General features: G+C 49.7%; 11 protein-coding genes. 10 read left to right on the forward strand and 1 reads right to left on the reverse strand.

From position 1 onward, the window contains the following. Window positions 1–48: 48 nt before the first annotated feature. The 9 genes from bamA to tilS all read left to right on the forward strand — a co-directional run bounded on the left by bamA (window position 49) and on the right by tilS (window position 12,074). Window positions 49–2,526, forward strand: a complete 2,478-nt coding sequence (gene bamA / locus DS731_RS06110) for an outer membrane protein assembly factor BamA (RefSeq protein WP_119500492.1) — start codon at window positions 49–51, stop codon at window positions 2,524–2,526. 48 nt (window positions 2,527–2,574) lie between these two features. Further along, window positions 2,575–3,090 carry an OmpH family outer membrane protein gene (locus DS731_RS06115; RefSeq protein ID WP_119500493.1) on the forward strand — a complete coding sequence of 172 codons (516 nt, stop codon included), beginning with the start codon at window positions 2,575–2,577 and terminating at the stop codon, window positions 3,088–3,090. Window positions 3,091–3,276: 186 nt separating this feature from the next. Beyond that, the gene (gene fabZ / locus DS731_RS06120; RefSeq protein ID WP_119500494.1) at window positions 3,277–3,726 is read left to right on the forward strand and encodes a 3-hydroxyacyl-ACP dehydratase FabZ; all 450 of its coding nucleotides are present in this window, start codon (window positions 3,277–3,279) and stop codon (window positions 3,724–3,726) included. Window position 3,727: 1 nt separating this feature from the next. Continuing rightward, entirely contained in the window at window positions 3,728–4,498 is a 771-nt protein-coding gene (gene lpxA, locus DS731_RS06125; protein WP_119500495.1) for an acyl-ACP--UDP-N-acetylglucosamine O-acyltransferase, read from the forward strand. Then, window positions 4,499–5,653, forward strand: a complete 1,155-nt coding sequence (lpxB, locus tag DS731_RS06130) for a lipid-A-disaccharide synthase (RefSeq protein ID WP_119500496.1) — start codon at window positions 4,499–4,501, stop codon at window positions 5,651–5,653. After that, window positions 5,646–6,221 (forward strand): ribonuclease HII, encoded by a 576-nt coding sequence (gene rnhB / locus DS731_RS06135; protein ID WP_119500497.1) that lies wholly within the window; start codon window positions 5,646–5,648, stop codon window positions 6,219–6,221. Before lpxB ends, rnhB begins: the two co-directional genes overlap by 8 nt. Window positions 6,222–6,232: 11 nt before the next feature. After that, window positions 6,233–9,715: a DNA polymerase III subunit alpha gene (gene dnaE / locus DS731_RS06140; RefSeq protein ID WP_119500498.1), complete on the forward strand. Its 3,483-nt coding sequence runs from the start codon at window positions 6,233–6,235 to the stop codon at window positions 9,713–9,715. Between the two features lie 33 nt (window positions 9,716–9,748). Beyond that, window positions 9,749–10,705, forward strand: coding sequence for an acetyl-CoA carboxylase carboxyl transferase subunit alpha (gene accA / locus DS731_RS06145; protein WP_119500499.1), 957 nt, complete (start codon window positions 9,749–9,751; stop codon window positions 10,703–10,705). A 16-nt stretch (window positions 10,706–10,721) separates the two neighbouring features. Beyond that, window positions 10,722–12,074 carry a tRNA lysidine(34) synthetase TilS gene (gene tilS, locus DS731_RS06150; protein WP_119500500.1) on the forward strand — a complete coding sequence of 451 codons (1,353 nt, stop codon included), beginning with the start codon at window positions 10,722–10,724 and terminating at the stop codon, window positions 12,072–12,074. Window positions 12,075–12,136: 62 nt separating this feature from the next. On the opposite strand, the gene DS731_RS06155 is transcribed toward tilS, so the two are convergent. Beyond that, window positions 12,137–13,042, reverse strand: coding sequence for a GGDEF domain-containing protein (locus DS731_RS06155; protein WP_161599110.1), 906 nt, complete (start codon window positions 13,040–13,042; stop codon window positions 12,137–12,139). A 174-nt stretch (window positions 13,043–13,216) separates the two neighbouring features. On the opposite strand from DS731_RS06155, the gene DS731_RS06160 reads away from it, so the two are divergent. Next, window positions 13,217–15,154, forward strand: coding sequence for a monovalent cation:proton antiporter family protein (locus DS731_RS06160; RefSeq protein ID WP_119503327.1), 1,938 nt, complete (start codon window positions 13,217–13,219; stop codon window positions 15,152–15,154). Window positions 15,155–15,162: the final 8 nt, after the last annotated feature.

Below are 15,162 nucleotides of genomic sequence, written 5' to 3' on the forward strand. Positions count from 1 at the left end.
GGCAGTTTTACATTAGAACAGCAAACGCGGCCAGGAATAAAAGAATAGATGAAGTTAAATCAGTTAGTAGCAGCCGGAATCATGGTTTCCAGTGCTAGCTTCGCCAATGCTGCAGCGTCTGACAGTGAATTCGTTGTTGAAGATATTAAAATTACCGGTCTGCAACGTGTGGCACTGGGTGCGGCACTGACCTATCTGCCTGTTCAGGTAGGCGACCGCCTTAACAGCTTCCGCATCACCCAGGCTATTCGCTCTCTTTATTCTTCTACTCACTTTGAGCGGGTAGAGGTATTACGCGACGGTAATACCCTTATCGTGAAAGTGTCAGAGCGTCCGACTATCAGTAACATTATCTTTGAAGGTAACGATGACATCAAAGATGAGCAGTTACAGGAGAGTCTGGATGGTAACGGGATCCGTGTGGGAGAGCCGCTGGATAAAACCGTGCTGACGTCAATTGAAAATGGCCTTAAAGACTTCTTCTACAGCATTGGTAAATACAATGCTGATGTGTCTGCTATTGTGACACCGTTGCCCCGTAATCGTGTTGATTTGAAACTGCTGTTCGAAGAAGGCGATGCCGCTGAAATCCAGCAAATTAATATCGTCGGTAACTCAGTATTTTCTGATGAAGAACTGATGCAGGACCTTGAACTGCAGTTTGACACACCCTGGTGGGATTTTCTGTCTGAAACCCGCTACCAGCAGCAAACCCTGCAAGGGGATATGGAAACGTTAAGAAGCCATTATATGGACCGTGGTTACCTGCGTTTCAATATTGATTCTACGCAAGTTTCCATGACGCCGGAAAAAGATGGCATCTACGTTGCGATGAATGTCACCGAAGGTGAGCAATACACCATCTCTGATGTGGAGCTTGTCGGTGATTTGCTGGGTAACGAAGAGTATATCGAGCGGGTGCTGCCGCTGACTGTTGGCGAGCTTTACAGTCAGGCTGAAGTTACCTATACCGAAGAATTTATCAGTAAATATCTGGGCCGTTTTGGTTACGCTTATCCTACTGTGACCACGGTGCCGGAAATTAATGACGAAGATAAAACGGTTAAACTGACCCTGTCGGTCGATCCGGGTAAACGTATCTATGTGCGTCGTATAAACTTCGAAGGTAACTCTGTTACGTCTGATAATGTATTACGTCATAACGTTAACCAGATGGAAGGCACGTGGCTGTCGAATTCACTGCTGGAAAGCTCAAAAGCGCAGCTGTCCCGTCTGACTTACATGGAAGAGGTTGAGTTCGAAACTAACCGTCTGCCTGGCATTGATGATCAGGTTGATGTGGACTTTTCAGTGAAGGAACAACCTTCAGGCTCGTTTAACGCCGGTATCGGTTACGGTGACAGAACGAAGCTGAGTCTGAATGCCGGTATTCAGCAGAATAACTTCCTGGGTACAGGTAAGCAGGTGGGTCTGAACATCAGTACGGTATCGTATCAGCGTTCAGCTCAAATTACCTATAACGACCCCTATTTCACCATCGACGGTATCAGTCTGGGTGGTAGTATCGGTTACAGCGAGTTCGACGGCTCTGACTTTAACGTTATCCAGTACAACTCTAAGCGCTGGTCAGTGGGCGCTAACGTTGGTTATCCAATCAACGAAGTTAACCGTATTAACTTTGGTATTACTTACTCCAGTGTGGAGTTATATAACACCGGTTACTACGAGCAAACTGAGCAGTTTTATAACCAGTTCCGGGATTCCGCCGATCCGGAAGCTCCTATTAACTATGACAGCTTCCAGGCGAGTGTGGCGTGGAGCCGCAGTACACTGAACCGTGGTCTGTTCCCGACAGCCGGTTCATCACAACGTGCAAGTTTCAGTATTACTACGCCGAACTCTGACGTGAATTACTTTAAAACTGTATTCGATACCAAGTTCTATTTCCCGCTGTCACGTAATCAGCGCTGGTCAGTGCTGGCACGTTTGCGTTTAGGTTACGGTAACGGTTACGGCGACATTAACGGTAACGAGCAGATCCTGCCGTTTACGGAAAACTTCACGGCCGGTGGTGCAGATACGCTGCGTGGCTTTGAAAATAACACCGTGGGCCCCCGTGGTGTGATCAGACGTAATTACAATACGGTGACTGGTCCTGACGGAGAGGTGTATCCGGGCGATTCAGCTGATGATAGTATTCAGATCTCCAGCCGGAGCCTGGGTGGTAACGCCATGGCACTGGGTGGGATCGAGTTAATCGTTCCGACACCGTTTGTGGATGTGGAATACGATAATTCAGTACGTACCAGTGTGTTCCTCGACGTAGGTAACGTGTGGGATACTGAATTCGACTACGATAAGTACAAAAACTTAGACCAGATCAACTCATCGTACGGTAAGTTGTTGGACTATTCCGACTGGACACAGTATCGTAGTTCCGCCGGTATTTCTGTACAATGGATTTCACCGATGGGACCTATGGTATTCAGCTTCTCGCGTGCTATTCAGGAACGCGATGGTGATGATGCCAAGTTCTTTACGTTTAATATCGGTCAAACATTCTAATACTAATCCGGCAGTGAACCGGGCTTAAATTTTAAAAAGGAGTTCCTTTTGAAACAGTTGGCAAGACAATTCGTAGCAACCCTGATGTTAGGTAGTGCGCTGGTAAGTGCCTCTGCAATGGCTGAACAAAAAATTGGCGTTGTAGATGTACAGGGCGTATTCCAGGCGATGCCACAGGCCGCTGAAATCTCTAATAACATTCAGGTCGAATTCAAAGCGCAAATCGACGAAGTTAACCAGCTTCAGAAAGATGGTCAGTTCTATGCTGAGCGTCTGCAGCGTGATGCCGCTACGATGAGTGAAGATGAGAAAAAAGAACTGCAACAGAAAATTCTGAGTGTTCGTGAGCAACTGGCAGAAAAAGGTCAGCCTCTGCAACAGAACATCCAGCGTCGCAGCAACGAAGAGCGCAACAAACTGTTGGGCTTGATCAAGCAGGCGATTGACTCAGTGGCTGCGAAAGAAAAATACGACCTGGTACTGAATGCCGGTGCTGTAGCATTCGCAGACGACCAGCATGATCTGTCAGAGCAAGTGCTGGAACAGGTTAAAAAAATTAAGTAATGTCCGGCCGGTTACCGGCTGAAGATTACCGGGCCTGAGCCCGCAAGCAGACTAACGTCGTGAGGCGTTGGTCTGATTTGTTTTTAGCGCATATGCGCGTATGGTTGCCGCCATTTAAAATTACAATACGGCAAACAGTCTGCTATAAGCCTATGACAGACTGGTTTTGGCATTAGGAGAGCTTTTTTGGCCAATTCACTCAACACTATTGATATTCAGGAAATCCTGGATTTATTGCCTCACCGGTATCCGTTCTTGCTTGTTGATCGCGTAACTGATTACGTGGAAGGCGAGTCTATCAAGGCATATAAAAACATCACCATGAATGAACCCTGCTTCACAGGGCACTTCCCGGGTCGTCCAATTTTCCCGGGCGTTCTAATCCTGGAAGCGATGGCACAGGCTGCCGGCGTACTGGGATTCAAGACCATGGGTAAGTCAGATAAGCTATACTTGTATGCCGGCATCGACTGCGCGCGCTTCAAGCGTCCTGTTACGCCTGGTGACAGACTGGAATTTGATGTTAGTCTGGTTAAAGAGCGCAGAGGGATTTGGAAGTTTAAGGGTACCGCCAGCGTTGATGGTGAAGAAGCTTGCAGTGCCGAATTCATGTGTGCAATGAGAGAGATGGTTTAACGTGATTCATTCTACTGCCGTGATATCTGAAAAGGCGACACTGGGAAATAATGTTTCCGTAGGTCCTTTCTGTTATGTCGGTGACGATGTGGTTATCGGTGACGATTGTGTACTTGAGTCTCATGTGGTCATCAAAGGCCCAACGACTGTGGGTAAGCGTAACCGCTTCTTTCAGTTTTGTTCTGTAGGCGAAGAATGCCAGGACAAAAAGTACGCCGGAGAAGAAACCCGTCTGGAAATCGGTGATGACAATGTGTTCCGCGAAACCTGTACAGTGCATCGTGGCACTATTCAGGATGAAGGACTGACAAAAATTGGCTCCCGCAACCTGTTTATGATCAATGCCCACGTGGCTCACGATGTGATCATCGGGGACGATTGTATTCTCGCGAATAATGTTTCACTGGCAGGACACGTTGAACTGGGTAATTTTGTTATTTTTGGTGGTGGTGCAGCTATACACCAGTTCGGTAAAGTAGGTAGCCATGCCTTCGTTGGCGCCGGCGCGATAGTCTTGCGTGATGTACCGCCCTTTGTCATGGTTAACGGCCAGAAGCACGTCGCTGCGGGCATTAACTCTGAAGGCTTACGCCGCCGTGGATTTACATCCGGTCAAATCATGGCAATAAAGCGGGCTTACCGTACCATCTACCGTGACAACAATACCATCGCTGAAGCTGTGGCTAAGCTGTCTGATGTAGCTGAAAGCGATGAAAATATCCGCTCACTGGTGTCTTTCCTTGAAAATGCCGAGCGGGGTATCATCCGCTAAATGCCCGCATCAACATTGCGAATTGGCGTTGTGGCAGGTGAGCCGTCAGGAGACGTGCTTGCCGCCGGTATGATAGCCGAACTGAAAAAGCGTTACCCCGATGCCATTATCGAAGGCATCGGCGGTGATCACATGAAAGTCGCCGGCTTTCACTCACTCTTCGATATGGAAACACTTTCTGTCATGGGACTGGTGGAAGTGTTGTCTCATCTTCCTGCTATTCTCAAACTGAAAAAGCAACTGCTGGCGCATTTTGAAGCCAATCCGCCGGATGTATTCATTGGTGTGGATGCCCCTGACTTTAATCTTCGTGTGGAAAAAGCCCTGAAAGCCAGGGGGATTAAAACTGTTCATTATGTCAGTCCTACCGTGTGGGCATGGCGTGAAAAGCGCATTCATAAGATTAAAGCCGCCACAAATCACGTGCTGGGTTTGTTTCCTTTCGAACAGCAGGTTTACGATAAGTACCATGTTCCCTATACGTTTGTCGGTCATACACTGGCTGATGCCGTGCCATTAGAACCAGATCAGTCTGCCGCCCGTGAGACACTGGGCCTGAGCAGCTCCGGTCCTGTGCTGGCCGTATTGCCCGGCAGCCGTGGCGGTGAGTTAAAGGCACTGTTACCTGTTTTTGCTGCCACCATGGAGAAAATGAAAACCCTGCTGCCCGGCATCCGCTTTGTAATTCCTGCGGCTAATCAGTATCGTTTTGATGGCATTCAGGCTTATCTGAAAGAGCATTGCAGTGCCTGGCTCAGTGACAACGACTACAAGCTGGTGAAAGGGCAGGCCAGAGACGCCATGATTGCCAGCGATGTCATTTTGCTGGCATCAGGTACGGCAACCCTGGAAGCGATGCTTTGCAAGCGCCCCATGGTGACTTGCTATAAGCTGTCACCGCTGACCTATAAAATAATGCAGCGACTCTACAAAGCGCCGTTCTTCTCCCTGCCGAATTTACTGGCCAATGAAGCGTTAATTCCTGAATTACTGCAGGACGACGTGAACCCTGACACGCTTTGCGATTACTTATTGCCCCTTTTCACGCAGGATACGACTGAACTGGTAAGCCGGTTTACCGGTTTGCACCGGTCCCTTAAACTGGATGCTGATAAAATGGCAGCAGATGCGATTGCAGAGGTTATCAATGGCTGAATATATTGCCGGTGTTGATGAAGTGGGACGCGGACCGCTGGTGGGTGATGTAGTGACCGCTGCGGTTATTCTTGACCCGGCAAATCCGGTTGCCGGACTCAACGATTCAAAGAAATTATCCGAAAAAAAACGTATCGCTTTATCAGAAGAGATTAAGCAAAAAGCCCTCTGCTGGGCAATCGGGCGGGCCACGCCGCAGGAAATCGATACGCTGAACATTCTTCATGCAACTATGCTGGCCATGAAGCGTGCCGTTGAGGGATTGTCTGTACAGCCGGATTTCGTGCGGGTAGACGGTAACCGTCTGCCGGACTGGCAGTATGCAGCAGAAGCGATCGTGAAAGGGGATGGACTGCATGCAGAAATCTCTGCAGCCTCGATCCTTGCTAAAGTTGAACGTGACAATGATATGATTGCATTGCATGCCCTTCATCCGCAGTACAACTTCGCCGGCCACAAAGGTTACCCGACGAAAGCCCATTTTGAAGCATTAGAAGCATATGGTGTCCTGCCGTGTTATCGTATGAGCTTTAAGCCCGTACAGGCGCGTCTGGCAGCACAAAAATAAGAGAAATTCACATGTCTTCGCCGTTTATTCATCTTCGCGTTCACAGCGACTTTTCAATGATGGATGGGTTAAACAAGGTTAAACCCATCCTCGCGCAGGTTGAAGCCTTTAACATGCCTGCGGTGGCTATTACAGATCAGATGAACATGTGTGGTCTGGTTAAATTCTATTCTGAAGCCCATAACCGCGGTATCAAACCCATTATCGGCACCGACTTCTGGGTGCAGAACGATGTTCTGAACGAGGAACCTTTCCGCCTCACTTTGCTGGCCATGAACAACGAGGGCTATAAAAATATTACCCTGTTGATTTCAAAAGGCTATCTGCGGGGGGCGGTGCACCATAAAACGGTGATAGACCAGGCCTGGCTGGCAGAACATGCTGAGGGCGTGATTGTGCTTTCCGGAGCACTGCACGGCGACGTCGGTATTGCTCTGACCAAGAACAACCAGAAAATGCTGGCGGACTCCCTGGCGTTTTATCAGCAGCATTTTGCCGATCGTTTTTATCTTGAGCTTATCCGCACCGGCCGTCCCGGCGAGGAAGACTACCTTCATCAGGCTGTGGCTGTAGCTGAGGAATACGGTTTGCCGGTGGTGGCTACGAATGAAGTGTGTTTCATTGAACAGGCAGGATTCGAGGCCCATGAAATCCGCGTAGCCATTCACGACGGTTACACACTGGAAGATCCCCGTCGCCCCAAACGCTACAGCGAACAGCAATATCTGCGTAGCAGCGATGAAATGGTTGAGCTGTTCAGTGATATTCCGGAAGCTATCGAAAATACCGTAGAAATTGCTACACGTTGTAATGTCACTGTAAGGCTTGGAGAGTATTTCCTGCCCCAGTTCCCTACCGGTGGTATGACAACGGAAGATTTTCTGGTTAAAAAATCAGAAGAGGGACTGGAAGAGCGTCTTGAATTCCTGTTCCCTGATGAAGCCGTCAGAGCAGAAAAGCGTCCTGAATACGACGACCGTCTGAAAGTAGAACTCGACGTAATTAACCAGATGGGGTTCCCGGGTTACTTCCTTATCGTTATGGAGTTTATCCAGTGGAGTAAGGACAACGGGATTCCGGTAGGACCGGGCCGTGGTTCCGGTGCAGGCTCATTAGTGGCTTATGCGCTGAAAATTACCGATCTGGACCCGCTGGAATTTGACCTGCTTTTCGAACGGTTCCTGAACCCCGAACGTGTATCTATGCCTGATTTCGACGTCGACTTCTGTATGGATCGCCGCGATGAGGTTATTGACCACGTGGCCGAGCTTTACGGCCGTCAGGCGGTATCACAAATTATCACCTTCGGTACGATGGCAGCTAAAGCTGTAGTGCGGGATGTGGGCCGGGTGCTTGGTCATCCCTACGGTTTCGTTGACCGGATTTCCAAGCTGATCCCGTCCGATCCCGGTATGACTCTTGGCAAAGCCTTTGAGGTAGAGCCCCGTTTACCGGAACTTTATAACGACGATGAGGAAGTCAAAGACCTTATCGACATGGCCCGTATTCTGGAAGGTGTTACCCGTAATGCCGGTAAACACGCCGGTGGTGTGGTTATTGCGCCTACCACTATCACCGACTTCGCACCGCTTTACTGTGATGATGAAGGGAAAAACCCTGTCACCCAGTTCGACAAAAATGACGTCGAAACGGCAGGTCTGGTTAAATTCGACTTCCTCGGTCTGCGTACACTGACCATTATCCAGTGGGCACTGGATATGATCAAAGAAGGTCAGGGAGTGGACGTCGATATCAGTGCCATCCCGCTGGAAGATAAAAAGAGTTTCCGTTCACTGCAGGCGGCAGAAACCACGGCAGTATTCCAGCTTGAATCCCGCGGGATGAAAGAGCTGATCAAGCGACTGAAACCGGACTGTTTCGAAGATATTATCGCACTGGTGGCCCTGTTCCGTCCGGGTCCGCTGCAATCAGGCATGGTAGACAACTTTATTGACCGTAAGCACGGTCGTGAAGAAATCTCTTATCCGGATGCTGATTATCAGCATGAGTGTCTGAAAGAAATTCTTGAGCCCACCTACGGTATCATCCTGTATCAGGAACAGGTTATGCAGATTGCCCAGGAAATGTCGGGGTACAGTCTGGGTGGCGCTGACTTGCTTCGCCGTGCGATGGGTAAGAAAAAACCTGAAGAAATGGCGAAGCAGCGCTCAACCTTCGAGGATGGCGCAAGAGACAACAACATCGACGGCGAGCTGGCGATGAAAATTTTCGATCTGGTAGAAAAATTTGCCGGATACGGATTTAACAAATCGCACTCTGCGGCCTATGCACTGGTGTCATACCAGACACTGTGGCTGAAAGTACATTACCCTGCTGAATTTATGGCGGCGGTAATGTCGGCGGATATGGACAACACCGACAAGATAGTAACGCTGGTAGATGAAGTCGACCGTATGGGGATGACCATTTTGCCGCCGGATTTGAATGTCGGACGGTATAAATTTACGGTTGATGAGCATGGCCGTATTGTTTACGGTATCGGTGCTATTAAAGGGGTAGGTGAAGGCCCCATTGAAGCCATTATTGAAGCCCGGGAACAACAAGGTAATTTTACTGATTTGTTTGATTTCTGTGCTAAAGTTGACCTCAAACGGGTGAACAAGCGGGTGCTGGAAAAGCTGGTTCTCGCCGGCGCCATGGATAATCTTGGACCGCAGGACGGCAAGGGGCCGCACCGTGCATCGATTATGGCCTCTTTACCTGAAGCTATTGCTGCTGCAGATCAACATGCAAAAGCGGAATCCTACGGACAGTCTGATATGTTCGGTTTGCTGACGACAGAGCCGGACGATGTGAAGCAAGCCTTTGCGGATGTGCCGTACTGGCCGGAAAAAGTCTGGCTTGATGGTGAAAAAGACACTCTGGGCTTGTATCTGACAGGGCATCCTATTAATCAGTATGCTGATGAAATTAAGCATTACTCTGATGGTCGCCTGGTTGACTTAAAACCAACCGGAAAAGATCAGATGTCCACCGCCGTTGGTCTGGTGCTGGGCGTCAGGGTAATGACAAACAAAAAGGGGCGTCGCTGGGCCATTGTGACTCTCGACGACAAGAGCGCGCGCATGGATGTACGTTTTTTCCCCGATATGTACGAAAAATATGAGAGTATTCTCGAAACTGACCGTATCCTGTTAATAAAAGGACAGGTCAGCTTTGATGATTTCTCCGGTGGCAATACAATCTCTGCCCGTGATGCAATGGATATTGTTCAGGCCAGAGAACAGAACGCAAAAGCACTGATGTTGGAACTCGACACCGTGCAAATTGATGAAAACAGAATATCGTCGCTACAGGCAATTCTTCAAACGTACCGGGGCGGCAGTTGTCCGGTACAAATGCGTGTAGTACACCCGGATGCGGAAGCAGTGCTGGCCTGTGGCGCACAATGGTATGTGACGCCGGAAGATCAGCTGTTGCACGAATTAAAACAGTGTCTGGGTGAGCAGTCAGTCGCCATGTGTTATCACTGACAGGCGTGAAAGGTAGTATAGATAGGACACAGAATGAGTATACAGTTTTTGGAATTTGAACAGCCGATCGCTGAACTAGAAGCAAAAATCGAAGAGCTTCGGCTGGTTAATCAGGGCGGTGAATTTGATGTTGGTATTGAAGAAGAAATCACCAAACTTCGTACTAAAAGTTCGGATTTAACCCGCAAGATTTTCTCAGATCTGGGCGCCTGGCAGATTTCCCAGCTTGCCCGTCACCCCATGCGTCCCTACACGCTGGATTATGTTGGCCGCATCTTCACTGAGTTTGATGAACTGGCCGGTGATCGTGCTTACGCTGACGACAAGGCGATTGTTGGTGGTCTGGCAAAAATTGATGATCAGCCAATCATGCTGATTGGTCATCAGAAGGGGCGTGATACACACGAAAAAATTAAGCGTAACTTTGGTATGCCAAAACCTGAAGGTTACCGTAAAGCCCTGCGTCTGATGAAAATGGCTGAGCGTTTCAATTTGCCTATCGTTACACTTATCGACACGCCGGGAGCATATCCGGGCGTAGGCGCAGAAGAACGTGGACAGAGTGAAGCCATTGCCCGCAACCTGTTTGAAATGGCTCAGCTTCGTGTGCCGATCATCTGTACCGTTATCGGTGAAGGTGGTTCCGGTGGTGCACTGGCCATAGGTGTTGGCGATCGCGTTAACATGCTGCAATATTCTACCTATTCCGTTATTTCTCCGGAAGGTTGTGCATCTATTCTGTGGAAGAGCGCGGATAAAGCGCCATTGGCTGCAGAAGCGATGGGCGTAAGCGCACCACAAATCAAAGAGCTGGGTTTAATTAACAGTATTGTTGAAGAGCCTTTAGGTGGTGCACACCGTGACCATGACGGCATGGCTGCAAACCTGAAAGCGACCATCAAACAGCAATTGAACCAGTTAAAAACACTGGATGTGGAAAACCTGATGGAAGAGCGTTACCAGAGACTGATGTCTTTCGGTTACTGCTGATCCGGAGCGGGTAACGGTGCCTGGTGAAATGGATGTCAGTACGCTGTGTTCTGACATCATCTGCACAACGGCCAGGTTGCTCGATACTGTTACCCCGGCGCCAAACTGCCTTGTGGTAGGTTTCAGTGGCGGGGTAGACTCCGGTTTATTACTCCACGCACTCTCTTCATATTCTTCTTTGCCCGTTCACGGGGTGTATATCCATCACGGTCTGAGTCCCAACGCAGACGCGTGGCAAAACCACTGCGAAACCTTTTGTCACCAGCGCAATGTTATCTTTTCTGCCTTATCCGTTAACGTGACGGTTCAGTCCCGCACCAGCCTTGAGGCAAGTGCAAGAGACGCCCGTTATGATGCATTACTGCGCTATTGCCGGCAGCACAACGGCGCGCTGGTTTTAGGCCAGCATCAGGACGACCAGCTCGAAACCTTATTGCTGGCGATAAAGCGGGGAAGCGGCCCGGCAGGTCTGGCTGGCATGCCCGGGCTGCATTACCGGCAAATCAGTGAGAGTGAGCAACCCGTTGCTATTCTGCGGCCTCTGCTTAATTTTCGCCGTGAAGATATTGAGGCTGCGGCGGATTCACTGGGGATGCCGCGGGTTGAAGATGAGTCCAATCAGGACAACCGTTTCGACCGTAATTTTCTTCGTAACCATGTACTGCCGGATATGCACAGGCGCTGGCCCGGTTTTGCAAAAGCCGCTTCACGCTCCTGTGAACTGTTACAGGAACAAAATGCATTGCTGGCAGAAGTGACCGTTGAACGGCTTAAAGACGCTGAGACCGGTAACGGAGGACTGAGCGTTCCTGCTTTGCTGCTGCAAAGCTCTGGCTGGCAGAGGGCGATTATACGTCACTGGCTGACCGGACGGGGTGCGACCTTGCCTTCTAAAGCTCAGATGGACGAGGTCCTCGCTATGTTACATGCCAGAGACGATGCCATGCCGTGCGTTAAAGCCGGCGCTGGCGTGATCCGCCGCTACAACAGCGAACTGTTATTTACTGCGGATAGCGGGAGCTGCACGGACGATATGATGCAGGAAAGCGGTGATCCGCAACGGGTAGATATAGAGCAGTGGCAGCAAGTCCCCGGGTTGCCGGTAACATTTAAAATCTCCGGCCCGGGTGACTGGCAGCGGGTGCCGGCGGTGAGTCTGGATAAAATTTATGTGAGCCGGAATCCCACAGGGAAAACAGCGCGGAAATGGTTTAAGCAGTGGAAGATACCGCCCTGGGAAAGAGAACGCATTCCTGTTTTACTATGCAATGGTGAAGCGGCAGCTTTGCTGTTGACAGACAGAGTGGTCTGGCTGGCGGCCGGCAATCAGGATCTTAACAGAATAATGTACAAAAGCAGCGGTGAATAAGATGGCAGTCTTCTGGTAAAGAGGCAAGGTTTTGCCTCTTTATTTAAAAGCCTGCGGGGAGATTATGCCGCAAGATAAGCATTCTTTCCGGCGGCTTTGACCTGGTATAACGCGTGATCAGCGCGCTCAAATAACGACTGCATGTTGTCTCCCTGGCGGTAGACCGCACCGCCGATACTGCAGGAAACTCCGTGACCTTTAAGTAACGGGTTCTTTTCGATTCGTTTGTTGAGACGGTCAGCAATGACTTTCAGCGACTCTTTTTGTTTGCAGTCCAGCAGACAACAAAACTCATCACCCCCGATGCGGAATGCCTCATCTTCATTACGCAGCACAGACGAAATCTCTGCAGCCACAGCTTGCAATACCTTGTCACCTTCCTGATGCCCATAGGTGTCATTCACTGTCTTAAAGTTGTCTAAGTCTATGACCAGTAATCCGAATTTTTCATCATGGCGATCTGCTCTGCTGGTCAGACGGCCACAGGACTCATCAAATGCGTTGCGGTTACCTAACGTGGTCAGTGCATCTTTTGTCGCCATTTTTTTCAGTCGTTCGAACTCCAGAGCATTGGCGAACTGATGGCTGAACAGCACGTGTAACTCAGCTACACACTGACGTTCTTCCCGTGATGGCATGCTGGCAAACACATAGCGGATGTATTCCGGCGCGGATGTGCTGTGACGGTTATTCATAGGCAGCATCAGAGTGTTTGTGTCATTGTCTTCCGGCTTAATGCGGCCATAACTCAGGTGACGTGAGGCATCGCTCAGGTTGAGGTGAACGAGCGCAACATGTTGTCTGAGCTGATGAAAGTATAAAGAACCCAGTGCAGAAATATCGATAGTTGACAGGATCTGCCCCAGGAAGCTGTTTTTCTGATCGGCAGTTAACCGCGGGCCGGATGAGGCCATAGGATAAAAGCTGTCAGGGTATACGTGTTCATAAACAGAAGTTGAGAATTCCAAAACAGTACTCCTCGGGAACATGGGTTATACTTAGCATTAATTGTTTACTTTTACGTCAGAAAATCGTCATCTAAGCGTGTCTGACTGAAGTCTTGCAAGTGGTGTGCCTGCTTGTAGTGCCGGATTAAAGGAGTTGCCGTGGTAGCAAGTGGATTTGGACAAATCGTAGTGTTAATGGCGCTGTCAGTGGTCAGTGTCGCGGTATTCCGCAAGCTCCATTTGCCACCTATTCTGGCCTACCTTTTTGCCGGTCTGCTTACCGGCCCTGAATTGCTGGCGTTGTTTCCTCATCCGGAAGACATGCACCTGCTGGCAGAAATCGGGATTGTATTTCTATTATTTTCTCTGGGGCTCGAGTTTTCGCTGCCCAAGCTCATGTCCATGCGCTCACTGGTTTTCGGTGTCGGATTAGGTCAAATGGTCGTTACTACGGGTGTGTTCTCAGCAATCGCACACTTTCTCGGATTTGCCTGGGGGCCGGCAGTTATCATTGGCGGCATGCTGGCACTGAGCTCCACTGCTATCGTCATTAAGCAGCTTACTGAAGCCGGAGCACTCAATCATCGTCGTACAGAAATGGCCATCAGTATTCTGCTGTTTCAGGATCTGGCAGTGGTGCCTTTCCTCATTGCCATTCCATTAATGTCATCAGAACAGAACATCAGTCTCGCCACTGCGTTAATTCAGGCACTCATAAAAGGTGTACTGGTCGTTATCCTGCTGCTTTCTGCCGGCAAGTGGGTATTGCCCTGGATATTCCGGGAGGTGGCGAAAACCAGAACTGATGAGTTGTTCGTGCTTACCACGATTCTTGTGGCTATTCTGGCCGGCGGGCTGACCTATATTTTCGGTTTGTCCATGGCGCTGGGAGCTTTTCTTGCCGGGATGATGCTGGGAGAAAGCCAGTATAAGTACCAGTTGGAAGCGGACATCCGGCCATTCAGAGATATTCTGATGGGCCTGTTTTTCGTCACTGTGGGCATGCAGCTGAACCTGCACGTACTTTACCAGGATGGTCTGTGGATATTCAGCGGTGTGGCGGTATTAATGGTACTTAAGGTGCTGATATTGCGCCTGGTTGCCAGGTTACTGAATTCAGATGCGGTGGATGCCTGGGCTACCGGCATCAAATTGTGTCAGATTGGCGAATTCAGTTTTGTTATTGCTGCACTGGCCACCGCAGAAGGAGTCATCGACAGCAGAACATCTTCTATTATCATCAGTATGGGCGTGATCAGCATGGCACTGACACCCCTGCTGGTAACCCGCAGTGTGGCCTGGGCGCAGAAACTCGAACCTGCGTCAGCGGTCAACGTGGAGCCCGACAGTGCCATTCCTGAAGCTTCAGCTTTGCAAAACCATATTGTCATCGCCGGATTTGGCAGGGTGGGGCAGTCTGTTGCCCGTTTGCTGAAACTGGAGAACATTTCCTTTATCACCATTGATGCAGACCCGGTAAGGGTGCACGAAAGCCGCAATGCCGGCGAACCGATTTTATTTGGTGATGCCAGCCAGAAGGATATTCTTGAAAATGCCGGTGTTGGCAGAGCCAGTTTACTGCTGGTCACTTTTGATCAGCCTGAGAAAGCTAAGCAGGTCATTAACGCAGCAAGGCAAATCTCGCCGGACATCAACTTAATGGTACGTACAAAACGGGACTATCAGCTGGATGCTTTGTATAAAGCCGGTGCCAGTCAGGTTGTACCGGAAATACAGGAAGGCAGTCTGATGCTGATTTCCCAGGTACTGCATTACGCCGGCGTACCCATGTCGCGGATCCTGCGAAGGGTGAGGGAGGAGCGTCAGGGGCGGTACGATCACCTGCACGGCTTTTATCCGGGGGAAACCACTGAAATCAGCTACGGCACAGAAGATAAACTGGAATTTGTACATGCTGTTGTACTGAATAACGATGCAGCCTGTTTAGGTCAGTCATTGTCAGACATCGATTTTCAAAGAATGCGGGTAAGACTGCAGGTTCTGAGAAGAAATGGCAGCGAAATTGCGCAGCCGGATGGAAATGAAGTGTTGCAAGCCGGTGATGTGCTAGTCATCGCCGGCAAGCCCAGAAGGGTAGAGCGGGCAGAACGTCGTTTTATGGACGGTGCCTGACAAAGCCG

The sequence above is a fragment of the Alteromonas sp. RKMC-009 genome, from assembly GCF_003584565.2.
GTDB lineage: Bacteria > Pseudomonadota > Gammaproteobacteria > Enterobacterales > Alteromonadaceae > Alteromonas.

Bases quoted from the DNA above. Each gene is read 5' to 3' on its own strand.
- dnaE (WP_119500498.1), top strand. From the start codon at position 6,233: ATGTCTTCGCCGTTTATTCATCTTCGCGTTCACAGCGACTTTTCAATG.
- rnhB (WP_119500497.1), top strand. From the start codon at position 5,646: ATGGCTGAATATATTGCCGGTGTTGATGAAGTGGGACGCGGACCGCTG.
- lpxB (WP_119500496.1), top strand. From the start codon at position 4,499: ATGCCCGCATCAACATTGCGAATTGGCGTTGTGGCAGGTGAGCCGTCA.
- bamA (WP_119500492.1), top strand. From the start codon at position 49: ATGAAGTTAAATCAGTTAGTAGCAGCCGGAATCATGGTTTCCAGTGCT.
- DS731_RS06160 (WP_119503327.1), top strand. From the start codon at position 13,217: ATGGCGCTGTCAGTGGTCAGTGTCGCGGTATTCCGCAAGCTCCATTTG.
- accA (WP_119500499.1), top strand. From the start codon at position 9,749: ATGAGTATACAGTTTTTGGAATTTGAACAGCCGATCGCTGAACTAGAA.